17 protein-coding genes and 1 pseudogene are annotated in these 20,539 nt (G+C 63.8%); 15 read left to right on the top strand and 3 right to left on the bottom strand.

What is annotated here, in order from left to right:
• Positions 1 to 86 precede the first annotated feature (86 nt).
• The 6 genes from HWX44_RS06555 to HWX44_RS06530 all read left to right on the top strand — a co-directional run bounded on the left by HWX44_RS06555 (position 87) and on the right by HWX44_RS06530 (position 8,479).
• Positions 87 to 1,769, top strand: coding sequence for a lysophospholipid acyltransferase family protein (locus HWX44_RS06555; RefSeq protein WP_175973832.1), 1,683 nt, complete (start codon positions 87 to 89; stop codon positions 1,767 to 1,769).
• Positions 1,770 to 2,111: 342 nt separating this feature from the next.
• Positions 2,112 to 3,836 (top strand): glycerol-3-phosphate dehydrogenase/oxidase, encoded by a 1,725-nt coding sequence (locus HWX44_RS06550; RefSeq protein ID WP_175973830.1) that lies wholly within the window; start codon positions 2,112 to 2,114, stop codon positions 3,834 to 3,836.
• A 75-nt stretch (positions 3,837 to 3,911) separates the two neighbouring features.
• Entirely contained in the window at positions 3,912 to 4,649 is a 738-nt protein-coding gene (locus HWX44_RS06545) for an MIP/aquaporin family protein (protein WP_175973828.1), read from the top strand.
• Positions 4,650 to 4,673: 24 nt separating this feature from the next.
• A complete protein-coding gene (gene glpK / locus HWX44_RS06540; RefSeq protein ID WP_175973825.1) occupies positions 4,674 to 6,221 on the top strand; it encodes a glycerol kinase GlpK in 1,548 nt (515 codons plus the stop codon).
• A 189-nt stretch (positions 6,222 to 6,410) separates the two neighbouring features.
• Positions 6,411 to 7,256: an HAD family hydrolase gene (locus HWX44_RS06535; RefSeq protein WP_175973823.1), complete on the top strand. Its 846-nt coding sequence runs from the start codon at positions 6,411 to 6,413 to the stop codon at positions 7,254 to 7,256.
• Positions 7,257 to 7,378: 122 nt separating this feature from the next.
• On the top strand, positions 7,379 to 8,479 hold the full coding sequence (locus tag HWX44_RS06530; protein WP_175973821.1) for an HNH endonuclease signature motif containing protein: 1,101 nt from the start codon (positions 7,379 to 7,381) through the stop codon (positions 8,477 to 8,479).
• 98 nt (positions 8,480 to 8,577) lie between these two features.
• Here HWX44_RS06530 and HWX44_RS06525 read toward each other — a convergent pair whose 3' ends face one another.
• Positions 8,578 to 10,524, bottom strand: a complete 1,947-nt coding sequence (locus HWX44_RS06525) for an N-acetylmuramoyl-L-alanine amidase (protein ID WP_175973819.1) — start codon at positions 10,522 to 10,524, stop codon at positions 8,578 to 8,580.
• Between the two features lie 170 nt (positions 10,525 to 10,694).
• Between HWX44_RS06525 and glf the strand changes: the two genes are divergently transcribed.
• The 3 genes from glf to HWX44_RS06510 all read left to right on the top strand — a co-directional run bounded on the left by glf (position 10,695) and on the right by HWX44_RS06510 (position 12,870).
• Positions 10,695 to 11,891, top strand: a complete 1,197-nt coding sequence (gene glf / locus HWX44_RS06520; RefSeq protein ID WP_175973817.1) for a UDP-galactopyranose mutase — start codon at positions 10,695 to 10,697, stop codon at positions 11,889 to 11,891.
• An 81-nt stretch (positions 11,892 to 11,972) separates the two neighbouring features.
• A complete protein-coding gene (locus HWX44_RS06515) occupies positions 11,973 to 12,215 on the top strand; it encodes a hypothetical protein (RefSeq protein WP_175973815.1) in 243 nt (80 codons plus the stop codon).
• 46 nt (positions 12,216 to 12,261) lie between these two features.
• The gene (locus tag HWX44_RS06510) at positions 12,262 to 12,870 is read left to right on the top strand and encodes a three-helix bundle dimerization domain-containing protein (protein ID WP_175973813.1); all 609 of its coding nucleotides are present in this window, start codon (positions 12,262 to 12,264) and stop codon (positions 12,868 to 12,870) included.
• Positions 12,871 to 12,872: 2 nt separating this feature from the next.
• Here the strand turns inward: HWX44_RS06510 and HWX44_RS06505 are convergent.
• Positions 12,873 to 13,268 (bottom strand): annotated as a pseudogene (locus HWX44_RS06505) (IS110 family transposase); the annotation flags it as partial.
• A 627-nt stretch (positions 13,269 to 13,895) separates the two neighbouring features.
• Here HWX44_RS06505 and HWX44_RS06500 point away from each other — a divergent pair.
• Together HWX44_RS06500 and HWX44_RS06495 are read left to right on the top strand one after the other, a co-directional pair.
• Complete coding sequence (locus HWX44_RS06500; protein WP_230307979.1) at positions 13,896 to 14,399, top strand: ECF transporter S component; 504 nt, start codon at positions 13,896 to 13,898, stop codon at positions 14,397 to 14,399.
• A gap of 107 nt (positions 14,400 to 14,506) precedes the next feature.
• On the top strand, positions 14,507 to 16,753 hold the full coding sequence (locus HWX44_RS06495) for an ATP-binding cassette domain-containing protein (protein WP_254868129.1): 2,247 nt from the start codon (positions 14,507 to 14,509) through the stop codon (positions 16,751 to 16,753).
• Between the two features lie 111 nt (positions 16,754 to 16,864).
• Here the strand turns inward: HWX44_RS06495 and HWX44_RS06490 are convergent, their stop codons facing one another.
• On the bottom strand, positions 16,865 to 17,107 hold the full coding sequence (locus HWX44_RS06490) for a hypothetical protein (protein WP_175973616.1): 243 nt from the start codon (positions 17,105 to 17,107) through the stop codon (positions 16,865 to 16,867).
• 272 nt (positions 17,108 to 17,379) lie between these two features.
• Between HWX44_RS06490 and HWX44_RS06485 the strand changes: the two genes are divergently transcribed.
• The 4 genes from HWX44_RS06485 to HWX44_RS06470 are packed head-to-tail and all read left to right on the top strand — an operon-like array spanning position 17,380 to position 20,529.
• Positions 17,380 to 18,006, top strand: coding sequence for a hypothetical protein (locus HWX44_RS06485; RefSeq protein ID WP_254868128.1), 627 nt, complete (start codon positions 17,380 to 17,382; stop codon positions 18,004 to 18,006).
• Positions 18,003 to 19,046, top strand: coding sequence for an ABC transporter ATP-binding protein (locus HWX44_RS06480; protein WP_175973809.1), 1,044 nt, complete (start codon positions 18,003 to 18,005; stop codon positions 19,044 to 19,046). Before HWX44_RS06485 ends, HWX44_RS06480 begins: the two co-directional genes overlap by 4 nt.
• Positions 19,043 to 19,795 (top strand): ABC transporter permease, encoded by a 753-nt coding sequence (locus HWX44_RS06475; RefSeq protein ID WP_175973806.1) that lies wholly within the window; start codon positions 19,043 to 19,045, stop codon positions 19,793 to 19,795. The genes HWX44_RS06480 and HWX44_RS06475 overlap by 4 nt, the downstream gene beginning before the upstream one ends.
• Entirely contained in the window at positions 19,792 to 20,529 is a 738-nt protein-coding gene (locus HWX44_RS06470) for an ABC transporter permease (RefSeq protein ID WP_175973804.1), read from the top strand. The genes HWX44_RS06475 and HWX44_RS06470 overlap by 4 nt, the downstream gene beginning before the upstream one ends.
• Positions 20,530 to 20,539: the final 10 nt, after the last annotated feature.

Below are 20,539 nucleotides of genomic sequence, written 5' to 3'. Positions count from 1 at the left end.
AACGCGGTGCGCGGGGCTTCGCGCGCCGCCCTCTCTTGTCCCTCCTCGCTGCTCTCAACGGCGGGGCCTTAGCTGTTTGGAGCACCATGAGCGCTGTGACTAACTTCCTCTACCGGCAGATCACACACATCGGCCGCGGGGTGACTCTGGCCCAGGGGCTCAAGATGCGCTTGTCCGGGGAGGAGAATATCCCGGATAAGGGCGGGGCCGTCATCGTGTGCAACCACACGGGTTACATGGATTTCCTTTTCGGGGCCTTCTTGGCTTACCGCAAGCGCCGTTTGGTGCGCTATTTGGCTAAGGCCTCCATCTTCCAGACGCCGGTGGCCGGTCAGCTTTTTCAGGTGATGGGGCATGTTCCGGTGGATCGCATCGATGGCGGGGCGTCGATTGTCAAAGGCATCGAGCTGGCCAAGAATGGCGAGCTCGTGGGGGTCTTCGCTGAGGGCACGATTTCCCGCAGCTTCGAGATCCGCAGCATGCGCAACGGTGCGGCGCGTATCGCCCACGGCGCGGGTGTGCCGATCATCCCGCAGGTCATCTTCGGTTCCCAGCGTATTTGGACGAAGGGCCAGAAGAAGCACCTAGGCCGCACCAAGACCCCAGTGCTGATCACGGCTCTTGAGCCCTACTACACCACGGGCGATTTCGATGCGGATATCACGGAGGTGCGCCGCCGGATGCAGGAGGCTCTGGAGGGACTGTGGGCTCAGTACGAGGAGGAATTCGGCCCGATGCCGGCCGGCGAATACTGGGTACCGGCCCGCAAGGGTGGGGGCGCGCCGACGCTGGAGGAGGCCGAGGCCCAGGATTCCGAGGTGGAGACTGAGCGCTACCGCGTGCGCCGGCTGCGCGATGATCTGACCAACCTCAAGGAGCACGTGTCCGAGGCCACCGTGGAGCTCATGCGCGATCGGATGGCGTTGATGAAGCCGGGCAGTAATGAGGAAACCGGTACCGCAGAAGCCGGAGCCGAGGCCACCGAGAAGGACCGCCCGCGTACCGCGCCGGAAACCCTCGAGTGGATCAAGGAAAACCTCAACTCGGTGGTGGAAGAGGCTATGCGCGGTGTCGAGGAGGGCCGCGACAAGGTCACGGGGGTGATGGCGCAACTGAAGTCTGATGTCATGGAGGCCCAAGCTTCCATGGCTGCGAGCAGCAAGGAAATCTTCGCTGGCTCCGTGGTGGAACAGGGGTTGCTCTCCGCGGCGACGCAATCTCGGCTCATTGTCTCGCGCCTGCCCCACCGCGTGAAGGCTCAATACTCTGAGGTGCCGCGCGTGATCGTGGCGGATCAGAGTGCGCTGAGCATGGAGAACGGGGAAATCTCGGCGCGGCTCCAGGAAGCGCTGACGCAGCTCCACCCGCAGGTTGAGGAGTTTGTCGTGCTCTCGCCGCAGGGCGAGGTGCTGGACGCTGCCGCCTTTGGGGACCTTCCGCAATCGTGTTGGCGCATCGCCTGCTCGGAAGGTGCCGAAGGGGTGCAGTTCAACGATGCCCCCGGGGGAGTGGTGGCGACGGCTTCTTCCCCCGCGGAAGGGCTGGCGGCCGTGGTGAAGAAGATTGGGGCCGAGCCTAAGGATCTCCTGTTCTTTGCCAATGAGCCCGGGGATGAAACCTTTGCGGAGGGCGGGGACGGCGTCGCCGTGCGCATGGTGGCGCTTGAGACTGCGCCCATTGAGGTGATTAAGGCTGCGCAGGCGGTGACGTATTCCACTGAGCGCTACGGAATGGCCGAGGTGCTGGAGGCGATGGCGCGCTTGCAGTAGGAGAAGAAATAAGTCTTGACACCCTGGACTTAAGAAGCGTTCGCAACGCCCGTTAGCACCCCCGGAAGGGGGTGTTATTTTATTTTGTCATCCTATGAAACGGCTTAGAAACTCCAGCTTACGGCGGCGGAACTTACGTGTGAGTAGCGTCTCCGGAGAGAAAATCGGGTGATCTATAGCATTGGCAGTGGGAGAAAACTTCTTCTTCATCCGCTATCCGAGCAATTAGCCGAGGAATCGGCACACTGGGTGCGTGGTGGATGAGCACAATATGCTGCGCATACCGTCAACGAGGGCAGGGCTTTCTGGCGCCGTGCAGCGAGAGAGGAGACTCGGTCAACAATGACCACGACGAGTATTAACAGCTTCAACCCTGAGTATTTTGAAAAGACATGGAACGACTACTCCACCGAGGACTATGACGTTGTCATCATCGGCGGCGGCTCAGTCGGCGCTGGTGCTGCGGTGGATGCGGCCACCCGCGGTTTAAAGACGGCCGTGCTGGAATCCCAAGACTTTGCGGCAGGAACGTCCTCGCGTTCCTCCAAGATGTTCCACGGTGGCTTGCGCTACCTGGCCATGTTCGACTTCCGCCTCGTTGCGGAGTCCCTCAAGGAGCGCGAGCTCAACATGTCGACCCTGGCGCCGCACCTGGTCAAGCCGCTGAAGTTCATCTTCCCCCTGACCCACCGTGGTTGGGAGCGCGTCATGATGTTCGGCGGCTTTACCCTCTATGACCTGATGGGCGGAGCCAAGAGCGTCCCGATGCAGAAGCACCTCACCCGCAAGGGCGTGCTCAAGGTCACCCCGGGCCTTAAGGAAGACGCCGTCGTCGGTGGCGTGCGCTACTACGACACGCTTGTCGACGACGCCCGCCACACCATGACCGTCCTGCGTACCGCCGCTGAATATGGCGCAAGCGTGCGCACCGGCACTGAGGTTATCGGCTTCGAGAAGGACAACCGCGGCCGCATCACCGCCGCAAAGGTCCGTGACCTCGAGACCGGCCGCGAGACCACCGTGAAGGGCAAGGTCTTCATCAACGCCACGGGTGTCTGGAACGACAAGATCCAGGACATGGCCGGCGCGGAGGGCAAGTTCACCGTCCACGCTTCCAAGGGCGTGCACATCGTGGTTCCGAAGGATGCCCTCGATGCCGACGCCGCGCTGTGCTTCGTCACCGAAAAGTCCGTGCTCTTCGTCATCCCGTGGGGCGAGTACTGGATCATCGGTACCACCGATACTGACTGGGAGAAGGGCCTGTCCCTGCCCGACCCGGCCCCGACCAAGGCAGATATCGACTACATTCTGGACCAGGTCAACCAGCGCGTGCGCAACAAGATCACCCGCGAGGACATCGTTGGTGTCTACTCCGGTCTGCGCCCGCTGCTGTCCGGTAAGTCCGACTCCACCACCAACCTCTCCCGCAACCACGCTGTTGCCCGCGTAGCCCCGGGCATGGTCTCCGTTGCTGGTGGTAAGTACACGACTTACCGCGTCATCGGTAAGGACGCGGTGGACCTGGCCGCCAAGGAACTGGGCTTCAAGGTGGCAGAATCCGTCACCGAGCGCACTCCGATCTTGGGCGCGGACGGCTACCACGCTCTGGCCAACCAGGTTCCGGCGCTTGCTCGCCGCTACAACCTCGACGAGAAGCGCATCGAGCACCTGCTTGGCCGCTACGGTTCGCTCATCAGCGAGGTGCTGGCTCCGGCCGCCGAAGATGCCTCTCTCCTTGAGCCGATTCCGGGCGCTGAGAGCTACATCTGGGCAGAGGCCCGCTACGCCGTCACCCACGAGGGCGCCCTGCACATCGACGACATCGTCTCCCGCCGCCTGCGCGTGGCCATCGAGTTCGCCGACCGAGGCGTTGCCGCTGCTCAGCCTATTGCTGAGTTCGTCGCGCCGCTGCTGGGCTGGGACCAGAGCGACATTGAGCGCGAGGTTTCCCACTTCAAGCAGCACACCGAGGCGGAGCTTGCCGCCGAGGCTGCCCTCACCGACCGTGAGGCAAATGACATTCTCGAGCGCGCTGGCAGCGCACGAGCCACTAAGGAAGAAGCCTAAGCATCACGGGCCCAGCGAGGACGTTTGCTGTCTCTCGCTGGGCCTTTGGCCTAGGCAAAAGAGAAAGGACAAGTTATGACCGGAACTGATGCATTCCTGTGGGAGTTCCTTGGCACGGCAGTGCTGCTCCTGTTGGGTAACGGCGTCTGCGCCACTGTAAACCTCCGCACCTCCGCGGCGCGCGGTTCAGACTGGATCGTTATCGCAATGGGCTGGGGTCTCGGCGTCTACTTGGGCGCTAGCATCGCGGACCCCACTGGCGGTCACCTTAACCCGGCGGTGACCATCATGCTCGCTGTCAATGGCTCTCTCGAGTGGAGCCTCGTGCCTTATTACCTCCTGGGTCAGATCCTGGGCGCCATGCTTGGTGCCTTCCTGGCGTGGGCAACGTTTAAGCAGCTTTTCGACGCCAACAATGTCGACGAAGCCGGCAACGTCACCGGAGCCAACAAGAACACCGGCGGTATTTTCTTCACGAACCCGGCGCACCCGAACAACGGCTGGAACGCAGTGACGGAGTTCATCGCTACCACTGTGCTGCTCATGTTCATCGCCTTCGGTCCTACCGGCGGCGAGCTCGGCCCGCTGAGCTACTTCGGCGTTGCCTTCGTCATCGTGTCTATCGGTCTGTCCCTCGGTACCCCCACCGGATACGCCATCAACCCGGTCCGTGACCTCGGTCCCCGCATCATGTACGCCTTTGTCCTCCCCATCAAGGACAAGGGCACTGGAAACTGGAGCTATGCCTGGGTTCCGGTCGTCGCGCCGATGCTGTCGGCCGTCGCCGTTGGCCTGCTATCCATAGCCCTTTAAAACACCCCCGACAAGGAGAAAGTTATGTCCACCAAGAGCTACGTTGCAGCGATTGACCAGGGCACCACGTCCACGCGCTGCATTATCTTTGACCACGACGGCGAGCAGGTGTCCGTCGGCCAGCTCGAGCACGAGCAGATTTTCCCAGAGAAGGGCTGGGTCGAGCATGACCCAGAGGAAATCTGGAGCAATACCCGCCGCGCGGTGGGTGAGGCCTTGGCCAACGGCGACATCAACGTTGAAGACATCGCCGCTTTGGGTATCACCAACCAGCGTGAGACCACCGTTGTGTGGGACAAGAACACCGGCAAGCCGGTCTACAACGCCATCGTGTGGCAGGACACCCGAACCACCGACATTTGTAAGGAACTCGCCGGCGACGACGGCGCGGACAAGTGGCGTCGCCGCACCGGCCTCATCATCAATTCCTACCCGGCCGGCCCGAAGGTGAAGTGGATCCTCGATAACGTCGAGGGCGCCCGCGAGCGCGCTGAGAAGGGCGAGCTGCTCTTCGGCACCATCGATACCTGGCTGCTGTGGAACCTCACCGGTGGCGCCGACGGCGACAACGGCCAAGAGGCCCTGCACGCGACCGACGTCACCAATGCCTCCCGTACCCTCCTCATGGACATCGAGAAGCTTGAGTGGGATGAGGAACTGTGCAAGGAGATGGGTATCCCGACCTCCATGCTCCCGGAGATCCGTCCGTCCCTGGGCGACTTCCGCACCGTCCGCGAGCGTGGCTCGCTGTCCGGTGTGCCGATTCGCGCCATCCTGGGTGACCAGCAGGCCGCCATGTTTGGCCAGGGCTGCTTCCGCCCGGGTTCTGCCAAGAACACTTACGGCACCGGTCTGTTCCTCCTGCTCAACACCGGTACCACGCCGAAGTTCTCCGATAACGGCCTGCTCACCACCGTGTGCTTCCAGCGCGAGGGCGAGCGCCCAGTCTATGCGCTCGAGGGTTCCGTCTCCATGGGTGGCTCCCTGGTGCAGTGGTTGCGCGATAACCTGCAGCTTATTCCGAACTCCGCGTCCATTGAGAACCTGGCCCGCGAGGTCAAGGACAACGGCGGCGTCTACATCGTGCCGGCCTTCTCCGGCCTCTTCGCTCCGTACTGGCGCCCGGACGCTCGTGGTGTCATCGTGGGCTTGACCCGCTACGCCAACCGCAAGCACCTGGCCCGCGCGGTCCTGGAATCCACCGCGTACCAGACCCGTGACGTCGCCGATGCCATGGTGGCGGACTCCGGCGTGGAGATCACCGAGCTGCGCGTCGACGGCGGCATGACCATGAACGAGCTGCTCATGCAGTTCCAGGCGGACATGCTTGGCGTGGAGGTGCACCGCCCGAAGAACGTGGAGACTACCGCCACCGGTGCGGCCTTTGCCGCCGGCTTGGACTCCGGCTTCTGGGATGACCTCAGCGTGCTGGGCTCCCAGCAGGGAGACTTCAAGGTCTGGAAGCCACAGCGCGAGAAGGACGAGGTAGACGCTCTCTACCGCGACTGGAAGCGCGCCATCAAGCGTTCCCTGAACTGGGAAGACGTGGACGATGACGACATTATCGCCTAAGTCCTAAGCTGCAGTCTTTGCAGGCAAGCGCGGCTGTCACGAGCATTCTCGTGGCGGCCGCCTTCGTCGTTGTGTGCGTGGCGGACTGCGGCACGGTGGTAGGGGGTCAACGCTGCAGTGGACGTTGTTGTGGCTGCCAGCGTTGCAGGCGCGCCCTCGTGTGCATCGCTCTGACGTAGACTCAGGTCTATGGCCAGTGACGTATTTTCGGACCGCGCTCCGCGCCTCATCATCAGCGATATCGACGGCACCTTGTTGGATCGGAACCACCGAGTTCCCCGGCGAAACCGCGAGGCAGTGGCCCGAGCAGTTGCCGCGGGCAGCGAGTTTGCGCTGGCAACTGGCCGCCCCTTCCGCTGGATCATGCCCGTGCTGGAGCAGCTGACCGTGCGCCCGGTGTGCGTGACCTCAAACGGTGCGGTGATTTATGACTCGGCGGAAGACTGCGTGCTCTCCGCCCACGAGCTCTCGCCGGAGGCCCTCGCGGAAATCGTGGAGGTGGCCACCAAGGTACTCGAGCCCCATGGCGGCGTTGGCTTCGGTGCGGAACGCACGGGAGGCTCGGTTATGGATCCGGTTGAGGAACTCTTTGTGGTTGAGTCGCACTATTCGGAAAACGCGCTCTTCGAAGGCTTTGGGCTGGTTAGCGTGGGGGAGTTGGTGTCCCGGCCGGCGGTGAAGCTGTTGATTCGCAACACCGCATTCTCCGCGCCGGAGCTCTACAGCCTCATCGCTCCCCACATCGATTCCGAGCTTGCCCACGTCACCTATTCGATGTCCGAGGGCATCCTCGAGGTGGCGGCCCCCAACGTGACGAAGCAGCGCGGAATTAAGTGGTTGGCTGAGCACCACGGTATCGCCCGCGAAGACATCATCGCCTTTGGCGATATGCCCAACGATATCGAGATGCTCGAGTGGGCTGGGTGCGGTGTTGCCATGGAGAACGCACACCCGGATGTAGTGGCAGCCGCAGATACTGTGGCGCTAGCGCACCACCAAGCAGGCGTAGCAAAGCTCCTTGAGCGTTGGTTCTAGCGCTGATGTACCCCGCCGCGCTGTAGCCGTGAAAACCCGCGCTACCTGCCCTGCTTGTAGCGGAGCCTGAGAGTTTTTGCCTCCGGTTGCGGGGTGGGTGGTGGTGTTTTAGTCTCTTGGCCATGGGGGATTTGGAGACTTATTTCTCCTACCGCAGTTCGGGGTTGGATCTTGTGGGGCTTGCGGTAGGCAGTGTGGATGATTTACGCGCGCGTGGTGCATCAAGGGCTGATGCTGCGGAGTTGGCTGGGTTGCATGGGGTGTATTTCGGGTCGACGCGTTTTACGGGCAAGCAGCGCCAGGCGCGTGCGGCTGCGGTTGCTCACAAGCATGATGTGGCGACGTTGAGTTTGATTGAGTCGTATACCGCCAGGGTGAAGAAGGAGTTGGATGCGTGGAATCTGCGTGTCCGTTTGGCGGGCACCCCAGCAGACCGTATCCCGAAGGTGGCCAAGGAGAGGTTGAAGCAGTTGCGGCCGCGGCGGGTGCCGGAGGGTGGGGTGCGTCTGACGTATCGGGCGTCGGGTCCGCATTCGTTGACGATTACTGATTCGCCGCTGCGCATTAGTGAGATGCGTGGGGTGTTGGAGTCGATTAATCCGGCTGATTTGTTGGATGCGGCCGGTCAGGTGTTTTTCTACCAGGCGCATGGGGGCACTAAGCCTGCGGTGGCGACCAACGTGGTGGTGACCTTGGATGAGTTGGACCGGATTGTGCGGGGTGAGGGTGATGATATTGAGCTGGTACTCACCAATGGCGGGCGGATGACGGGTCGGGAGTTTGTCACTTATAAGTTTGCTGAGGTTGGGTATGTGACGTTGGTGCATCCAACGATTGGGCCGGTGTGGTTGCACAGGGTGCGGCGTTTGGCTGGGTTTGAGCAGCGGATTATGGCTAGTGCGGAGCATCCGACGTGTGCGCGTGAGGGGTGTAATAAGCCGGCGGATTATTGTCAGGTGCATCATTTGGTGCCGTGGCAGGCGGGTGGGACCACGGATCCGCCGAATTTGACGATGTTGTGCGCTTATCACAATGGCATTAATGATGATGATCCGGATAAGCCGACTGGTGCTGGCTATGTCTTCCGGTTGCGGGGTGGGGTGGGTTATGTGCCACCCTGGGCGGAGCCAATTACGTCCCAGCCGGCGTACAAGGCAGCGCAAGCAGCATTGCAGCAGCAGGCCACAGGAGACTTAGCGGGCACAGCGCCACCGGATACCTAAACCCCAATCCCAAACAAACGCCGAAGCGGAAGCCACCGGGTGGCTCCCGCAACATCGGCGATCCCACAGAGCCGCACGCGCACACGGTGCGGCTGGGATTAGTTCGTGAAGACCTGAATCTGCTCAGTCTCCGGGTTGTAGACAATGGAACCGCCCTGGAACTGCACGCGGACTTCCTTGCCGAAGCCGGTGGGGAGTTCGTCGGACGTCGGCAAGCCGAGCGTCGCCGAGTTGTCGCCCGACGCCCATTCCTTGGCGATGCGTCCCACCAGAGCGTGCGTACCGGTGTCCTCGGAGCTCAGCACGACGCCGTTCTGGAAGAGCTGGTAGATGATGCCGGCGGATTCATCCGGACCACCAACAGCCAGACCCAGCGCTGGGCCGAAGGCATTAAGGACTGTCGTCCACGTTTGCTTCAGGCCCTCGTTCTTGCTCAGGGACAACACTTTGGTCACGATGCCCGGGATCTGCTCCACCGGCAGGCCATTGACCGTCTTATCCGTGTCAATCTGCTGGTCCGAGCGGGCATACATGATGGCGAAGAGCGTGCCAGCCAGGCCGACTAGTGCGGTGATGGTGCTCATCGGGATTTCAGTATCGCCCAGCGAGGACGTTGCCTCCTGTGCGGGAGCTGCCGGTGCAGGAGCGGAAGGCGCGTGGTTGTCGTTCGGCGTGGAGTCGGAGGTATCCGGCGTAGGGGTATCCACGCTGCCCCAGTCCGTGGAGGTCGAACCAGACGCGCCCGACTTGATGGCGAGGTACTTCTTATGCGCTGCCGCACGGATCTGCGGCCAGCGGGCAATGGTGTACTGGCCCGGGCACGCGGTGTAGTGAACGTCGCTGTGGCCGAAGAAACCGTAGACTGGGGCATCCGAACCGGCCGGGTACTTCGAGCCGCGGAAGTTCTCCGCCGAGCGCAGGGAAACGCGGGAGGTCGGATCAACACCGGAAATCGCGCCCTTCCAGCCGGCAAGATCGGTGACGGACTCCAGCAAGGCTTCCGTTGGCTGAGCCGTCTCGTAGTTACCAATCATGGAAATGCCCCACGTATTCCGGTTGAAGCCACCGATGTGGGCGCCCTGCACGGCTTCATCGAGTCCGCCGTAGCGGCCCTCGTAGATAGTGCCGTACTTATCCACCAGCGCGTTGTATCCGATATCGCACCATCCCAGGTTCTGCGCATGGTACTTGTACGCGGCGCGCACCTGCGCGGCCGCCTGCGCGCGGGTGTAATTATTGGAGCCCGCGGTGTGGTGCAGCGCAATGGCCTCCACACCATCGTCATAGGTGGGACTCGAGCAGCGGATGCTCTCATCCGCGCCCCAACCTGCGCGCGAGACCACGCGCGGCATACCGTCGGTCTCGGCGGTCGGCTCAATGACCTCGCCCTCCTGGGCGTTGCCGTCCATGAAGACAGCCTCCAGGCCTTCCACGTCGCTATTGACGGGAAGTTCTTCGGTCTCGGCGACGGGGGCGATGTCGCCGACGTTGAAGGAGGCGTCGTCAAGCGCGGTGTCCTCAACGGGAGTCTCGGTGAACTCTTCGTCCAGATTCGACCCGGTTACCAGATCCACATTGTTGATGGAGACCTGCACGTCGTTGGTATCGCCCACGAAGATGAGCTCGGTGCCATTCGTAGCGTTGGGGTCATCGTTGTTGTAGGACATAGAGTCCATGTCGTACCACTCGGACCAAGACCCGTCCGGCTGCTTGGCGCGGGCGAAGGCTGCGACGTCGCGCGCACCCTTCCACGTGACGGCGAAAGAAGAGAAGGTCTCATCGCGGTGGAATTGCTTGACGGCGCGCGGGCCTTCGCCCTCGCCCTGGGCGGCGATGGCCGGGTCATCCACCACGACCGTTTCGCCGGACCTGAAGGATTCGGAGGCCGAGCTCACTTCGATGGGGCCGCTGCCCGCTTCCTGGGTATGGATGAGGGTTTGGCCACCCACGGCTGCGGCAGCGACCACAGCGATCGAGGTGACCGTAGCGATAACCGGCGTAGACCACGTCGATTTCGCGGGAACAAGACGACGTTTGAGGTGCACTGTTACTCCCTAGGGTGGTGTGCGCCACGAGGTTAAGAGAAGCGCAAAAAGTTAACTAACGGGACAAATGTTACGTCAGGTGTTGAAGTGAAAGAAGGTGTGACACGCGAGTTTTCTCGCTTGGGTGTCACCCGCCGTTCTGTGCGTGCTACTGCTTTAAGCTGATGCTCATGACTGCATATGACCTCATTGTTGTTGGATCTGGATTCTTCGGCCTCACCGTGGCCGAGCGCGCAGCCTCCCAGCTGGGCAAGAAGGTGCTCATCGTGGAGCGCCGCGAGCACCTGGGCGGCAACGCCTATTCGGAGGCCGAGCCGGAGACCGGCATCGAGGTCCACAAGTACGGCGCGCACCTCTTCCACACGTCGAATAAGCGCGTGTGGGAGTACTGCAACCAGTTCACGGATTTCACCGACTACCAGCACCGCGTCTTTGCCATGCATGACGGCACGGCCTACCAGTTCCCGATGGGTCTGGGTCTGATTAACCAGTTCTTCGGCCGCTACTACTCCCCGGATGAGGCGCGCCAGCTCATCAAGGAGCAGGCTGGTGAGTTCGCCGTGGATGAGGCGAAGAACCTGGAGGAGAAGGCCATCGCGCTCATTGGCCGCCCGCTCTACGAGGCCTTCATCCGCGATTACACCGCCAAGCAGTGGCAGACCGACCCGAAGGAGCTGCCAGCCGGCAACATCACGCGCCTGCCGGTGCGCTATACCTTCAACAACCGCTACTTCAACGACACCTACGAGGGTCTGCCCGTCGACGGCTACGCGGCCTGGCTGGAGAAGATGGCGGAGCATGAGCTTATCGACGTCCGCCTCAATATCGACTGGTTCGACGTGCGCGAGGAGCTGCGAGAGGCGTCGCCAAACGCGCCGGTGGTCTACACGGGCCCGCTGGACCGCTACTTCGACTTCGCTGAGGGTGAGTTGGGCTGGCGCACGCTCGATTTCGACATGGAGGTGCTGGAGACCGGTGACTTCCAGGGCACCCCGGTGATGAACTACAACGATGCGGACGTGGACTACACCCGCATCCACGAGTTCCGCCACTTCCACCCGGAGCGCGCCGATAAGTACCCCAAGGATAAGACGGTGATCATGAAGGAGTACTCGCGCTTCGCGGAGAAGGGTGATGAGCCGTACTACCCGATTAACACCCCGGAGGACCGCTCCAAGCTGGAGGCCTACCGCAAGCTCGCCGCCGCTGAGGCCCGCGAGAACCAGGTCCTCTTCGGCGGCCGCCTGGGCACTTACCAGTACCTGGACATGCACATGGCCATCGCGTCTGCGCTGAGCCTGTTCGATAACAAGCTGGCCCCGTTCTGGAACGAGGGCAAGGCGCTGGAACAGGAGCGCGGTCACTAGGCTGCGGTGCTGCCCCGGCTGCTCGCGGTAGTGCAGCGTGGCGCGCTATGCTGAAACACCTCGATGGAAGGAGGTGACGGCATGGCGCAGCGCAAGAAGAAGCGCGCAGACCGCAGCATGTGGAAGATGTCCCCGGAGCGGCTCGAGGAACACCTCAAGCTGCGCAGTCGCGCAACGCGCATTCCCGATAAGAAGAAGGAACAATCCAAGAAGGCCTGCCGGAACACCCGGCGGGCCTTTGGCCGTTTATGGGGGACGTTTTGCCAGCGTGCGGAACTAGACCAAAGAAAATTAAAACTTGTGGTCTGGCCAACAATCACTTAAGGTTAACAGTAGGTTAACAATAGGCGAACAGAAAGTGAGTTTAGAGATGACTTCCCCGAACGCCCGCCGTTTCGATACGTTGCGCCAGGATTTACACGCAGATTATGGCCACGAGTACACCGCGCAGGAGATTGACTCCTTCCTCGATGCCACTATTGAGCGTCACGAGGCTGGCGCGACTTTAGAAGAGTTCATTCCCGTGATGGTGGAGCGCGAGGTGCGCGAGCACTTCGGCCCCCATCGCATCCACGTGCGTTTCTCGGCAGGTGCCGACCATGCGCTGGCGCAGGCAGCCGTGGCTTTGACGAAGAAGTATGCCGGTAACGCGCTGCTGGTGGACGCCGCCGTAGCCCACCCCGAAAATGATCCGGACTCGCACATGGCTCACGTGCTTCAGGAGCGCGGCATGGCGGAGCACCCGGACCGCTACGTCGAGGACCTGCGTCTGGTGACGATCCCGGATTACATCGTGTATCTCGGCCGCGAGGTGCCGCGCGATGAAGCCGGCAAGGACGTCAAGATCTGGGACATCGCCACCGCCGAAACCGTGGAGGAGACCCGTGAACTGGCCGATGACCTCGGCGCCCGCGTGCTCTACATGCTCAACCGCCTGGGCATCGATCCCATCTCGGAGGATGCCGCTGTCACGGCCTAAATCAGCTGGATAAAGACTTCCTCAACGCGGTCGACACTGCGCAGGGAATCTGGAAGGTTAAGACCGGCATGGGCGATGACGTAGGCGTCGCGTACATCGGTCTTGGAGTTGCCGACGTGGATGCGAGAGAGCTGTCGCATCGCAAGCCCCGGTAGATAGCGAACATCTGCCCCCATGTCTTGGGCGACTGCGACGGTTAATCGGCCGATGTTGTTGGGCTGATCGACAATGACAAGGACCGAGGCGTTGTCGGCGAGGAATTGGCCGAAGAGCTTGCGTAGCGAGCCTTCATGCTGATTGATGCGTTTGGACAGGACTTGCCTGCCTTGGGGATCGAGGACGCAGGCGTGGTGGAAGTATTTGCCGACGTCTACGCCAATGACGAAGTCATAGGCCATGGGTGTATGCCTCCTAGCGATGAATTAGAAGTTGGACTATTTAAGCTTCATCGCTGGGGTTGTCGGACATGCTTGCGCTGGCATCCACATTACTGTGAGACCTCATACCACCTGGGCTGGGTCGGGTTCCTATTAGCAGTTTGAGGATGTCACTGTCTTCGGCGGCATCACCCCCGGATCATTTTCGGACAGGGGCGGGAATAAGCCATACCGAAGCCAGCGACTAGTTCCACTGTCCTTTCAGACGGAGGGACCGGAAATAAACATAACCAGCCCAATCGGGTGGACAGGCTATGAATCTTCGGTGCCCTGAGGTGGAACTGCTAACAACGTAATGGGGGGAAGCGGGGGCAAAGTCAATAATTCGAGTCTGGCATAAGTTGATAAGGATTGCCTAACCTAATACTGTTTCAAGTTATGTTCCGATCGGGAATCGGCAACGGAAGCGAGGCGGCGACGATGAACAGAAAACGTGGATCGACCAGAGAACCCCTCTCCGGAGGGGGAGTCGGGGACGCGGGCCCGGACGGGACGGGCGACGGCGACGCGGTGGCGTCGCAGACGGACGACGGGCGGTTGGTACACGTCGCACCGGTCGCAGCGGGTGGCCGACCATCCACCCGCGATATGCTCGTCGCCGCCGCGATCGGCGTCGCGGGGTCTCTCGTCGTCGTGCCCCTGACCTACCTGCAGGTGTTCGCCGGCATCGCCCACGTTTATCTCGTCGCGGCGACGCTCGGGTTGTGGTTCCTGCAGTGCGTCGTTCCCCTCATCGTCGTCCGCAAGCCTGGCGCGAGCCTCATTGCGTGCCTTGCCATGGGCGTCGTGTCCGCGGCGACCACCCCGTTCGGCGTCGCCGCGATCGGGGCGCTGATCATGGAAGGATTGCTCATCGAGCTTCCATTCATGGTCACCCTGTACCGGCGGTGGACGCGTACCCAGTTCGTGGCGTCGGCGATGTTGTTCTCCGCGCTGATGGGAACGATGGCCCCGCGCGCAGTTGGCGTCGACTCGCCGACCACGCCCATGACCCTGATCAGCTTCGCCGTAGCCTTGGCATCGAGCTTGGTGTTTTTGGTCCTGGGCTTTGCCGTCGCAAAGGGGCTTCGCAGCCGCGGGGTCACCCGGTGACCGGCGGAGCACCCGCGTGCGCCGGTGCGACACGCGGGACGGCCCCGGCCCGGTTACGGGTTAGGGGCGCGGGCGTGCGGCACGCCGATGGGCGATGGGCACCCGACATGGTGGATCTCTCCTTCGATTTCGGCACGATCAACGCCATCACGGGACCCGTGGGATGCGGAAAGACAAGCCTGGCCCACCTCATCGCTGGACTGATTCCCTCGCACATCCCCATCGACCATGCCGGATTCGTGCACATCGTCGATGCCGACGGCACCGAACGCCCCGTGGACGGGGACCGGGTCACCTTCGTCGGGCAAGACCCGGCGACGCAGGTGCTCACGCTCCGAGTCGTCGATGACGTGGCCATGGCCCTCGAGTTTTCCCTCGTGGAAGCCGGTATCGTCGCAAAGCGATCAGCCGAGGCTCTATCGGAGCTCGGGCTGTCAGAGCTCGCGGAGAAGGATCCGTGGGCTTTGTCGGGCGGGCAACGCCAGCGGATGGCCATCGCTGGTGCGGTGGCCAGGGCGCCGGAGGTCATGATCTTCGACGAGCCCGCGGCCCACGTCGACGAGGACGGTCGCCGGTCGCTGTTCGCCGCCATCCGTGATTTGCGGGCCCCGGGGCGCGTCATCCTGGTCATCGAGCACGACCTCCGTCCGTTCGACGGGTGGGTCGACACGGTGACGATCCTCGATGCGGACGGGAGCGTCGCCGCCCACGGAGCGCCGGATGGCATCGCGGTGAAGGGCATTGCGACGACGGCCGCGACCGCCGGAACGCCGGACGCCAGTACGCCGGGCACGGGGGCACCGGACCGTCTCAGTCCGGACCGGCGGCGAAGGCCCCGGGGAGCCGGGGATGGCGCCGATCCGGAATCGGAGGCGGACGCCGTTCCACTGCTGGCCTTGACCGGAGCCCATGTGGCCCGGGGCAGGGAGCGGATCCTGAACGGGGCCGATCTGACACTGGAACGGGGCGAGATTCATGCCCTAGTCGGTGCCAACGGAGTCGGTAAGTCCACCTTGCTGGCGGTGCTGTCGGGCCAGATGAAGGCGGGAGCGGACCTCCGGATTGACGGCGCGTCCGCCCGGCGCGTCCCCGACGCCTTCGCGTCGTTGGCGTTCCAGAACCCCGAGCACCAGTTCACCCGCGCGACCGTCGCCGCGGAAATCGACTCCGCGCTGGCCGGCACGGACCCGCACGGACCACTCGGCGCCGATGAGCTGTGGAAACTGCGGGAAGCCTTGTGCCCCCGGGCACTTGACCCCGTCTCGCCGTTCGTCCTGTCGGGCGGACAGAAAAGACGGTTGGGCATCTTCCTGGCGGTGGCGGCCAATCGCCGTTTGCTGCTTCTCGACGAGCCGTTGGCGCATCTGGATTCGCCGAGCTCGCGCATCGTACTGGATGCCCTAGCGGAATACGCAGGGGCCGGCGGAACCGTTGTGTTCACGTGCCACGACCGCCGTGCTGCGCGAACGTGGGCGGATCGGGCGAGCATCGTCGCCGAAGGGAAGGTCGCCTGGTCCGGTCCCGCAGCCGACGTGCCGGCTTCCCCGGAGTCGTCCCGGCGGGATCGCGCACTGCCCGCGGCCGGCGCACGGACGTCCTTGGACGAAAGCCCCTGGACCAGTGGATCCGCCGCTCGAAGGCGCGCGGGGTTGAACGCCATCACGATTGTCGCGGCGGTGATGCTCGTCCTCGTCGCCGGGCTGCTCTCCGGCGGAGACGCCGTTCTCGCTCTGACGGGGGTCGCGTTCCTCGCACTCGCTGCGATCGCGGAACGTGACGTTCGGGCGACGGCGGGGAAGGTCCTCCTCGTCCTGTTGATCGGGGTGTTCTTCGGCCTGCTCGGGTGGCGCTCCGAGTTCTACGGCAGTGGGGATCCAGCGGAGGCTGTCCGCCACGGCATCCATCACGGACTGCTACTGACGGCCGTGTTTGCGGGGACGGTCCTGGTCTCCGCGTGTATGCGCGTCGAGGAGCTTTTCGACGCCATGGTGCAACGCCTCCGGGTGCCCTACACATGGTGCACCATAGCGATTTCCGGGGTGAGCATCGCGGCGTTCCTGCGCAGCGAAATCCCCCAGCTGACATGGGCGATTAGATTGCGCTCGATGCGACCGGGGCAGTCTTTCCGCTCCGGCTTCATTCGCGCGACGACGCCCGCGCGCATCGCCTTTCCCCTGTTCGTCAGCGCCGTGCGCTGCGCCGAAAAGCTGTCCCTGACCCTGGCGATGCGCAACTTCGGCCGCCATCCGCGGCGTACCTTCCGCACCGATCACCCCTGGCGAGTGCGTGACGGTTTCGCGGCCGCAGCGTCCGCCGCGGCCTTCGTTGCCGCCCTGGTGTCCGCAGTGACTTGACGGGCACCCGGAACCGGCGGGTCCCGGGCCCGCGAGCGTTTCCGAGCTTGTGCGGAGACGCGCCCCACCCAGTTGCTTCACCCTTTCAACCCTTCAGACACATCCTCCGGGTCACGCCATGCGGGCCCGGTCCGCCCGGCACCGGCATGGCGCCGACAACCGAAAGAGGTACCAATGAACACGATCCGGACCATCAGCGACGTGCTTCGGGACAAGGCCGATGAGACGAAGAAGGGGATCACCTTCGTCGAGAATCGGCGGGACGTCCTCGTCCCGTACGGCCGGGTCCATGCGGAGGCGGTGGCGGCTGCGACTCGGCTGGCCGAAGCCGGCATCGGCCCGTTCGAGGTGCATGCAGACTCACTCGCCCGTGCTTGCATCGACTCAGGCACCGGGTACATCGACGTCAACGATTCGATCGACGCCCGCCGCGCAATCATGGCCCTCGACGGGGATGCTCGGCGGGAGGGGGTTCCCGTGCTCACCGGGTTCGGCCTGTGCCCGGGCTTGTCGACGGCCCTGTTGATGCTCGGGGCCTGCGCTGCGGGGGCCGAAGAGGTCCGCGATGTGCGGGTCGATCTGCGAATTGGCGCCGACCAGGAATCCGGGCCGCGGCGGGCGAGGCGATGCTCCGGACCATTCGCGGCGGATACCGCGCGATGCTCGGCGGCGCCATCGTCGAAGTGTGGCGCAACCTGGTGTCGTCGCAAAGCGGAATCGGCTACGAATGCCCGGACATCGACGTCGTACGCGGGGTGTGCCCCTCGATCCTCGGATTTTCCTACCACGTCGCCTTCGATGCTCTCCCCGATGAGTCGGTGGAGAAGATCCGCACGTCGAGACTGTACGCGATGTCCGTCGTCTCCGGTCTGCTCGCCCGTCTCGGGGCGGCCGTGACGTCGCGGAAGGCGCGGGCGAACGGCACTCCGCAACCCGCCGAGCTGGTCATCGCACTGTCCTCCGCCGGCACGGGCGATGCGGGGTCGGCGGCCGAGACGACCGTAGTCCGGGCGACCGGCCCAGGTTCCTACAAAATGACCGCGGCGATTGCTGCCGCCACCGTTGCGTCGGTCGCGGGGAAGCCGGTCGCGCCGGGGTGCCGGGATCTCGTCGGCCACCCCCGGCTCCTCGAACCGGTCCTCGCCTTCGCCCGCGATGCGGGCATCCATATCGAAACGCCGCATGACAACCCGACCACGGGGCCACTGCCGGCAGCGGCCCACTGCGACACCAAAGAAAAGGAGAAACGATGACAGATCAAGCTGAACGGGGTGCGGCGATCGTCGTCCGCGACCTCACGAAGAGCTACCCGATTGCGGGCAAAGCCGGCACCGCGCCCGAAGGCGGGGCAGGTGCTCCGCCGGACGGCGGGCGCAAGGGAAAGCGCGGCGCCCGGATGCGCAAGCATGTGCTCGACGGCGTGAGTTTCACCGTGCCCGCCGGGTCGATCGTGTCGTTCCTCGGCCACAACGGCGCAGGCAAGACCACCCTCATCCGAATCCTGTCGACGCTCATCACCGCAGACTCCGGCGAGGTGAGCATCTTCTCGCGCGATGTGAAAGAGGATCCGGCGGGCGCGCGTGCCGACATTGCCACCACCGGCCAATTCGCGGCGATTGACGAGAACCTCACCGGCCGGGAGAACCTGGAGTTCTTCGGGCGTCTGCGCGGACTCGACCGCGCCGACGCGGCCGCCCGCGCGACGGAACTGCTCGCGCAATTCTCGCTCGCGGACAGTGCCTCGACGCTGGCGTCGGCCTATTCGGGTGGCATGCGGCGCCGCCTCGACATCGCCGCGTCGCTGTGCGTCGTGCCCAGGTTGCTGTTCCTCGACGAACCCACGACGGGGCTGGACCCGGTCAGCCGCGAAGAGTTGTGGGGCTTCATCCGGCAACTGCGGGACGACGGAATGACCCTGGTGCTGACCACCCAGTACCTGGAAGAGGCGGAGGCGCTGGCAGACCACGTCCATCTGCTCAAGGACCGCCGCATCGTCGCCAGCGGAACGCCGGAGGAATTGCGCCGCGACTTCGGGTCGCACGTGCTCCGCGTGTCCTTTGCCACCACCGCCGAGGCGGAGGCGTTCGCCCGCTGCCTAAGGGGAGCGTGTCTGGACCGTGCCCGCGTCGCGGGGAAGTTGGTGTCCCTCGACGTCGACCCCGGACCGCAGGTCCTCGAGGCGGTGGCGCGGGCGATGGAGGCCTCGGAAACGTTGCCGGATTCGCTGAGCGTGTCGCCGCCCACCCTCAACGAAGTGTTCATATCGATGAACGCGGGGGGTGCGGCGCGATGAGTGCGACGTCGGTCGCGGCGTTTCTCCGTCGGGATCTGCTGCTGCTGCGACGCAACACCGCGTCGCTGATCTCCATGTTCGTCGTTCCTCCCCTCTTCCTGCTGTGCCTGTACGCGGTGTTTGGGTACTCGGCAGGGCAATCCGGCTTCGGGTACCTGCGTTTCGTGCTCGGCGGCTGCCTGTTCCAGGCGGCGATGTTCACCGCCGCGGCGTCGGCGATGGCGGTGGGACAGGACGTCGAATCCGGGCTCGTCGACCGTGTGCGCGTGTTGCCCGGGGCCACGGGCGGCTATGTCGCCGGCAGGCTCGCCACCGATGTGCTGCGGATGTCCGCGTCGATCGCGGCGCTGCTGATCGTCGCGTGGGCCTGTGGCCTCGACATGGCTCTCGGTGACGTCGCGTGGACAGTCCTGTGGTCACTGCTCGCCGCCGCGGTCCTGTCCCTGGTCACGGACGGGGTGATCCTGATGGTGCCCGCCCCGGTGTCGACAGCCTCATCGATCCAGGCGCTGGAAATGCTGCTGCTCATGTTCTCCACCGCGTTCATTCCGGCGACCGCTTTGGACGGCTCCCTGCGCGACGTCGTACGTCACATGCCGTTTTCGCCGATCATCGAGGTGATCAGGGCGGCGTCCCCGGATGCCTTCCCGGATAGTGCCGGGGAAGAGGCAGCCCTGTGGCTCGGTGTCGCGGCGGTCGCCGGAATCGTCCTGTTCATCCGCCGGTTCACCTCGAGGAGCGAATCATGATCGGCCCCATCTTCGTGCATCTGCGGCGCATTGCCCACATTTGGCTGCGGCGCCCCGACTTCTGGTTCATGACGTTCATTGCTCCGCTCGTGTACCTGTTCATCGTCAACCGCATGTTCGGTAGCCTGGTCAGGCAGCTCACCGGAGAGTTCGAACTCCCGAACGCGGTCATCCTGGTCGTGACGACGTGGGCGTTCATCTTGGCCATCACGGGATCGTCCACTGTGTTCGTTGAACGCAGCAATGGCCTCCACGAGCGGTTGATCACCATGCCGGCACCGTACGCGGCCGTGCCGACCGCACGGATCATCGCCGAGTTCATCCGGATCATGGCGATGACGGTCGTCGTCGCGGCGATGGCCGCCTTGCTTTCCGACAGCCCCCCTGAGGCGTCCTGGTGGTGGAGGATCGCGGTGACCGGCGCGATGGTTGCCGCGGCGGCCGCATGCACCGGCACGTACATCGCGTTCTCCATCACCAGCCCCCAGGGATCCGTGGCCCTCATCCCGTTAATCATCGTTGCGATGTTCGTCAACACGGTGCTCATGCCCGCCGACCACTTCCGTCCCCTCCTGCGCGGAATCGCCGGGCACACCCCCGTATCCGCGGCCGGCGAGGCCGTCAACGGCACCGGGGCTGCGGGTCTGGTGGTCTGCGCGGCCTGGTTCTTAGGCATCGCCGTGCTTGCGGCGTGGGGCATCGCCGTGAAAACGAGGCCGGGGGAGTCTGCATGACGGGCACGTC

Source organism: Corynebacterium sp. Marseille-Q2823 (assembly GCF_903645345.1).
Lineage (GTDB): Bacteria > Actinomycetota > Actinomycetes > Mycobacteriales > Mycobacteriaceae > Corynebacterium > Corynebacterium hiratae.
Note: the sequence above shows the minus strand (reverse complement) of the source record. Positions and strands in the feature narration are given on the sequence as shown.

Bases quoted from the DNA above. Each gene is read 5' to 3' on its own strand.
- HWX44_RS06555 (WP_175973832.1), top strand. From the start codon at position 87: ATGAGCGCTGTGACTAACTTCCTCTACCGGCAGATCACACACATCGGC.
- HWX44_RS06550 (WP_175973830.1), top strand. From the start codon at position 2,112: ATGACCACGACGAGTATTAACAGCTTCAACCCTGAGTATTTTGAAAAG.
- HWX44_RS06545 (WP_175973828.1), top strand. From the start codon at position 3,912: ATGACCGGAACTGATGCATTCCTGTGGGAGTTCCTTGGCACGGCAGTG.
- glpK (WP_175973825.1), top strand. From the start codon at position 4,674: ATGTCCACCAAGAGCTACGTTGCAGCGATTGACCAGGGCACCACGTCC.
- HWX44_RS06535 (WP_175973823.1), top strand. From the start codon at position 6,411: ATGGCCAGTGACGTATTTTCGGACCGCGCTCCGCGCCTCATCATCAGC.
- HWX44_RS06530 (WP_175973821.1), top strand. From the start codon at position 7,379: ATGGGGGATTTGGAGACTTATTTCTCCTACCGCAGTTCGGGGTTGGAT.
- glf (WP_175973817.1), top strand. From the start codon at position 10,695: ATGACTGCATATGACCTCATTGTTGTTGGATCTGGATTCTTCGGCCTC.
- HWX44_RS06515 (WP_175973815.1), top strand. From the start codon at position 11,973: ATGGCGCAGCGCAAGAAGAAGCGCGCAGACCGCAGCATGTGGAAGATG.
- HWX44_RS06510 (WP_175973813.1), top strand. From the start codon at position 12,262: ATGACTTCCCCGAACGCCCGCCGTTTCGATACGTTGCGCCAGGATTTA.
- HWX44_RS06500 (WP_230307979.1), top strand. From the start codon at position 13,896: ATGCTCGTCGCCGCCGCGATCGGCGTCGCGGGGTCTCTCGTCGTCGTG.
- HWX44_RS06495 (WP_254868129.1), top strand. From the start codon at position 14,507: ATGGTGGATCTCTCCTTCGATTTCGGCACGATCAACGCCATCACGGGA.
- HWX44_RS06490 (WP_175973616.1), bottom strand. From the start codon at position 17,107: ATGCACCTCGAACGGGCCGATGCCGGCTTCGGCCAGCCGAGTCGCAGC.
- HWX44_RS06485 (WP_254868128.1), top strand. From the start codon at position 17,380: ATGCTCCGGACCATTCGCGGCGGATACCGCGCGATGCTCGGCGGCGCC.
- HWX44_RS06480 (WP_175973809.1), top strand. From the start codon at position 18,003: ATGACAGATCAAGCTGAACGGGGTGCGGCGATCGTCGTCCGCGACCTC.
- HWX44_RS06475 (WP_175973806.1), top strand. From the start codon at position 19,043: ATGAGTGCGACGTCGGTCGCGGCGTTTCTCCGTCGGGATCTGCTGCTG.
- HWX44_RS06470 (WP_175973804.1), top strand. From the start codon at position 19,792: ATGATCGGCCCCATCTTCGTGCATCTGCGGCGCATTGCCCACATTTGG.